The organism is Acidovorax sp. NO-1, assembly GCF_000238595.1.
In the GTDB taxonomy this organism is placed as follows: Bacteria; Pseudomonadota; Gammaproteobacteria; order Burkholderiales; family Burkholderiaceae_C; genus Acidovorax.
This window is the reverse complement of record NZ_AGTS01000022.1, coordinates 1-5,539: the sequence shown is the minus strand read 5'-3', so window position 1 is coordinate 5,539 and position 5,539 is coordinate 1. Positions and strand designations below refer to the sequence as shown.

The 5,539-nt window shown below is 58.9% G+C and carries 5 protein-coding genes and 1 pseudogene; 1 reads left to right on the top strand and 5 read right to left on the bottom strand.

Going from position 1 to position 5,539, the window contains the following annotated elements:
- Positions 1-515: 515 nt before the first annotated feature.
- From KYG_RS02125 to phnC, 4 genes are read right to left on the bottom strand one after another with little or no spacing between them, the layout of a single operon-like run.
- Positions 516-1,526 (bottom strand): phosphonate dehydrogenase, encoded by a 1,011-nt coding sequence (locus tag KYG_RS02125; RefSeq protein ID WP_237707184.1) that lies wholly within the window; start codon positions 1,524-1,526, stop codon positions 516-518.
- Between the two features lie 20 nt (positions 1,527-1,546).
- Complete coding sequence (gene phnE / locus KYG_RS02120; RefSeq protein ID WP_008903165.1) at positions 1,547-2,347, bottom strand: phosphonate ABC transporter, permease protein PhnE; 801 nt, start codon at positions 2,345-2,347, stop codon at positions 1,547-1,549.
- Complete coding sequence (gene phnD, locus KYG_RS02115; protein ID WP_008903164.1) at positions 2,344-3,219, bottom strand: phosphate/phosphite/phosphonate ABC transporter substrate-binding protein; 876 nt, start codon at positions 3,217-3,219, stop codon at positions 2,344-2,346. The genes phnE and phnD overlap by 4 nt, the downstream gene beginning before the upstream one ends.
- On the bottom strand, positions 3,213-4,061 hold the full coding sequence (gene phnC, locus KYG_RS02110) for a phosphonate ABC transporter ATP-binding protein (protein ID WP_008903163.1): 849 nt from the start codon (positions 4,059-4,061) through the stop codon (positions 3,213-3,215). Before phnC ends, phnD begins: the two co-directional genes overlap by 7 nt.
- A gap of 189 nt (positions 4,062-4,250) precedes the next feature.
- On the opposite strand from phnC, the gene KYG_RS02105 reads away from it, so the two are divergent.
- Positions 4,251-5,138 carry a LysR substrate-binding domain-containing protein gene (locus KYG_RS02105; protein WP_008903162.1) on the top strand — a complete coding sequence of 296 codons (888 nt, stop codon included), beginning with the start codon at positions 4,251-4,253 and terminating at the stop codon, positions 5,136-5,138.
- Between the two features lie 156 nt (positions 5,139-5,294).
- Here the strand turns inward: KYG_RS02105 and KYG_RS23475 are convergent.
- Positions 5,295-5,404, bottom strand: a pseudogene (locus KYG_RS23475) (transposase domain-containing protein); the annotation flags it as partial.
- Positions 5,405-5,539 lie beyond the last annotated feature (135 nt).

Here is a 5,539-nt window from a genome sequence, read left to right as displayed (position 1 = left end):
GGCCTATATTGAACTTGTTGCTATAAAAAAAAGAGCGCTCAAGATGAGCGCTCTTTTTTTGGGTTTTGCATGAAGTCTTGCGGTCTAAGCAGGCGTTAGCTGTCGAGAGACTGCAAGAGGCTGATCTCCGACACTCGAACCTAACGCCTGAAAGTTCGCGTGTTGCGCAACTGGTCATTGGCCGAGCAGGGTCTCAAGCGACCGCTTTGTTGCTCAGACCGGTCACTCTATTGATGCGAGCCGGGCAAGGTAGCAGGAGCAACTGATCACACCAAGGATGAATTGGTTCTCCCGACCCGCTGCGGTCGGTGTTGATGTAGGCAACGATCCCAGAAAACCGTCCGAGAAACCGGGGGAATCCCACCCCGGATACTTGGCGGCACGGCTTATCGGAACCATTGCGAAGAGCATCCGCAGTTGGCCCGCGGGTCCGAAACACGTAGCCAAGGTCTTCTCAAAGAATTAGATCGGCCAGAACCATAGAACGTCCAAAAGCATTCTCTGGTGTGGTGACCTCATGGCTGCACCGAGCAGTGCGAAGCTGCCACATGAGCCGCTCGGTGCGATGCCTCGTAGTGTGCAAGCGGCTCATTACCATTTAACGCAACGAGCAAATTTTCAGCAGCCTGCAACTCGATGGCTCGGCGAACCTTCTTCACCGCCGAACCAATGTGGGGTGTGAAAACCGTGGAGGGGTGTTGCAAGAGTTCCGGATGAATCTGGCGTGGACGGTCTGCCAGCAGCCAGTCTTCCATCTCGTACACATCGGCGGCGTAGGCACCCAGGCGCTCGTCCTTGAGCGCCCGTGCCACGGCAGCCTCGTCCACAACCGAGCCTCGCCCAATGTTGACCAGGATCTGCCCCCGCCGAACACCTTCAAGCATGGTGTCATTGACGAGGTGACGCGTTACGTCCAGCAGCGGAACGGCCAGAATGACATAGTCGGATTGCGACAGGGCCTCACCCAGGCTCACCATGGTCAGGCGTTCGTCATCACCATGCGGGTCCACGCCCAGCAGTTGAGCGCACCCAAATCCGCAGAGGCGGTCAACGATGGCCCGTCCCACGGCGCCCAGGCCAACGACCGACACGACCGAGCCGTGCAGACCTATTCCATACAGCTGAGGACGCCAGCCGGCGTAGCCCCTGCGAATACGGGTGTCACCAGCGAGCACGTGACGCGCAGCGGCAATGGCCAGACCGATGGCCAGCTCTGCCGTGGGCTCTGTCAGAAGGTCTGGCACAAAGCTCACGCTGACCCCCGCTTGTGCACAGGCCATCAGGTCAAAATTGTCATACCCTTTCAATGCGCAAGCGATGGTCTTGAGCCGTGGAGCGTTCAACAAAGTTCGCCTGTTTACCCGGTCAGGCATGAACGCCATCATGGCGTCGGCGTCCTTCAGGTGGAGGTAAAGCTCTTCCTCGCTCCAGGGCTCAGGCCCTTGATTCATCACTACATCACCGGCGGATCGAAGACGCGCCAGAACTGCTTCATGGATGGGCTGCGTCACCACAATTTTCGGCATCATTACCTTCCTCTCTCTTTCTATTTCAGATGTTTGCGAAGCGCCGACCCAATGCCGTCGACCACGAGCACGCATATGAGGATGGACAGCAAAATGGCGGAGACCTCGTCGTACTTGATCAGGCGCAGAGCTGCCATGAGTTCGAAGCCAATGCCGCCCGCACCCACGATGCCCATCACTGCCGATGCGCGAAAGTGATATTCCCATCGGTAGATGGTGATGTCCGCCAACTGGGGCAAAACCTGCGGTAACACAGCATGGGTGATGACCTGAAACCGGCTTGCGCCCGCGGCCTTAGCGGCCTCCAGAGGTTTCGGGTCCACGTGCTCTATGGCTTCGGCGTAGAACTTGGCCACCATGCCCGTGGAATGCAGGGCCAACGCCAGCACACCAGGCAATGCCCCAAAGCCCACGGCCGCGACGAACAGAATGCCCAGGATGATTTCAGGCACAGACCGAAATGCAGCCAAGATGGTTCTGACGATTCGCCCAACCACCGCATTCGGCGCGGTGTTGGGCGCCGCCACCAGGGCCAGCGGCAACGACGCCAGAACGGTCAGCGCCGTGCCTGCGATCGACATGGCTAAGGTGTCACGCAATGGAATGACCCAGTGCTCCCAGCGCTCGAAATTCGGCGGCACCATCTCTGAGGCCAACTGCTGAATCGCTGGGCCGCCTTCGATGAAACGCTGCGCGTCAAAGAAGCCGGTGACATACAAAGCCACCACACAGACGAACAGAACGACACAGGCGGCGCCCAGCCGTTTGAGTCGCTGCTGTCCGTCGATGGCAACTATGGATTCCAGAGCAACAGACGTCACTGCATGCGCCCCAGATCAAGCTTCAGAATTTGTGCGGTGTCACGCAGAACGTCGTAGGCCTTGTCATCGGTCGCGGCAAAGGCCTGCACACGGAATGACTTGAGAATCTCGGCGTCCTTCATCTCAAGAAAGGCTGCACGGATGGCTGCTTTCAACTCGGGCGTGAGGTTGCCCTGCATCGCGATGGGGTAGTTTGGAATGGGAGCTGACAGTTCGAGTTGCACGATCTTGTTGGCATCCACCGTGCCCTTGGCGATGAGGTTGTCCAGAATGGGTTTTGACAACGCGCCAGCCGGAATTTGCCCTGCCTGAACGGCTCGGGCCACGGCGTCATGCGTGCCCAGGTAAACGGGGCGGTAGTCGGTCTCACCGTCAAGCTTGTAGTTCTTGAGCAGGTGCGCGCGCGGTGCGAGGTGGCTGGACGTTGAAGCCTGGTCGCCAAAGCCAAACGGCTTTCCTCGAACGTCAGCCAGCGTCTTCACCGGGCCGCCCGCCGTGGCAATGAGAACCGACTGGTAGGTCGGAGAGCCGCGCTCCACGCCAACGGCAAAAGGCTCAATGTTGGGCGCCTTGGACTTGGCCAGTACGTAAGAGAACGGTCCAAAGTAGGCCACCTCGATGCGGCCAAAGCGCATGGCTTCAATCATCGACGAGTAGTCCGTAGTCACCGTAATCTCTATTTCCTTCTTCAGGGTCTGTTCCAGGTACCGCTTCAGAGGCTGTGCGTTCTGAATGATGGTGGCGGCGTTTTCGTCCGGCAACAGTGCAACGCGAAGCTTGGAAGGATTTTTGCCCTCGGCATGGGCGCCAAGTGGCAACAGGGCGGCCAAAGTGACGGCAGCGATAAATTGGAAACGGCGACGATTCAGCACGGTAAAAACTCCTTGGATTGAGAGGGGGAATCAAATTGACTGCCCATGTTGGCAGGTGAGGAAGAACGGGACGGTTCGACAGGTGACGACTTCGCGTACAGGGCAGACTGGGCTTCTTCCGTCAACTGCGCTGCTGTCCCGTCGAACACCACCTGGCCCTGGCGAAGGCCCACAATGCGGTCGGCGAACATGCGCGCGAGGTTGACTTGATGCAGACTCACGATGGCCGTGAGTCGGTCTTTCTTGCAGATGTCGTGAAGCAGGGTCAACACACTCTGCGCGGTCGCCGGGTCGAGGCTGGCCACCGGCTCATCGGCCAGCAGCAGGCGGGGCTTTTGCACCAAGGCACGCGCAATGCCAATGCGTTGTTGTTGCCCACCAGACAAGGTGTCTGCCCGTGCTAGGGCTTTCTCAAGCAGGCCTACGCGGTCAATGGCCGCCAGCGCCTCCAGCTTGTCAGCCTTGCTCCAAGGCCACAACGACGCCAGAGATCCGCGGGTGGCGAGCTTGCCCATCAACACATTGGCCAGCACGCTTTGCCGCCCGATCAGGTGGTGCTGCTGGAACACCATGCCGCAGTGGCGCCGATGCTCAAGAAGGTTGCGTTTTGAGACGGTGCCGCCCGGCAGATCGGCCACCGACACCTCTCCGTCTGTGGGGCTAACCAAGCCATTGATGCTGCGCAGCAGCGTTGACTTTCCCGCGCCCGACGCGCCCAGCAGCACAAGGAACCCGCCATGCTGTACCTCCAGCGAGGTGGGCGCAAGCGCTGTGTGACCATCGGCATAGGTCACCGTGATACCCCGCAAGCTCAGATGGCTCTCGCGAATTGCAGTTTTCATAGCTCGGTTTCATTTGTTGTGGTGCGCTAGACGCACACCAGGACTCAAGTGGTCAGAGGTATCTCTCGGGAAAGAGGAGGTTCTGGAAGAAACAGCTTCAGTGGAAGCACAGCTCAAGTCTGGGTGACCAAGGTGTCATGAATATGAAACTTTCATCCCTAAAAATGAGGGCACCCATAGATCACATCAATGTCTGGACTCAGCCTCCTCGCAGCCTTGAAGGCCTTTGACGCAACGGCCCGAGCCGGCAGCATGACCGCTGCCGCGAGAGTGCTCGCTATTCAACAACCGACTGTTTCTTCACACATACAGCGCCTGGAGGTCGACTTCGGCGTGGAGCTTTTTCATCGGCGCGGGCGGCGGCTTGAACTCACGTCCTTTGGACGCACTCTGTTGAACTACACCCGGCGTACCTTCAGTGGCGAGGAAGATGCGCACGCACTGCTCGCTGCTGCGAAAAATCAATACGTAGGGCGACTGGTCATCCATGCCATCGGGCCGCACAACGTGCTGCCCGCGTTGAAGCTGTTCATGAAACAGTTCCCCCAGGTCAACGTGGCTGTTGGCGTAGGCGACTCGCGAACCATCACCGAAAAGATTCTTGACTACCAGGGAGACGTGGGCATGGTGCTCAATCACGTCGCTCACCCAGATCTATTTGGCGCGGCTTACCGTACCCAGCGATTGGTGATATTCGGCAACACCCAACACTCACTCGCGCAACGGGCCACTCTCAAACTGCGTGATCTGCAGGGTCAGAGGTTCGTCATCCGAGAGGAAGGATCGACGACCAGACGCGTGTTTGAACAAGAACTAAAGGAGCGAGGCGTCGAGGTGCAGGTGGCTCTGGAGATGGGCAGCCGCGAGTCCGTTCGAGAGGCGGTGGCGGAGGGGCTGGGCCTAGGCGTCGTGGCGGAAACAGCCTACAGGCCAGATCCTCGCCTTGTTAAGTTAACTATTTCAGACACCAGCATGGCGACACAGGTGCACTTCATCTGTAGAAAGGAGCGGCATCAAGCTCCTCTGATCTCGACCTTCCTGGGTTTGGCGCATAGCGTAAGTCAGAAAATTGCCTAGGTATGGAACTTGGATTCCATGCAGCCGTGGGGCATGGGACCGAGGGGCAACTGTTCGCCTGTAGGCCGACTTAAGTTAAGGGTTGTAGGACGCCCGTAATCGCGCGGCGATCCCATCTTGACTGCGGGGCGCGGTCGTGTATCTGAATATGCGCTGTCAGGCTGACTGCCAGCGGTATGGCAGCAGCTCGCCGATCTGGGTGGCGGGCTGCATGGGCAGGCGTGCCATGACATCGCGCAGGTAGGCGTAGGGTCGTGCCCGTTCATGGGGAGACGTGTGCTAGACCATGACTGCAGCTCCCTCGATACCGGTCATCGATGCTGCCGCGCTGCTGGGTGAGCCAATGACAGCTTTGTGCCAGGCACCGTGAACTCAGGTCACGGCCGCGACCGACAGCAACC

Bases quoted from the DNA above. Each gene is read 5' to 3' on its own strand.
- KYG_RS02125 (WP_237707184.1), bottom strand. From the start codon at position 1,526: ATGCCGAAAATTGTGGTGACGCAGCCCATCCATGAAGCAGTTCTGGCG.
- phnC (WP_008903163.1), bottom strand. From the start codon at position 4,061: ATGAAAACTGCAATTCGCGAGAGCCATCTGAGCTTGCGGGGTATCACG.
- KYG_RS02105 (WP_008903162.1), top strand. From the start codon at position 4,251: ATGTCTGGACTCAGCCTCCTCGCAGCCTTGAAGGCCTTTGACGCAACG.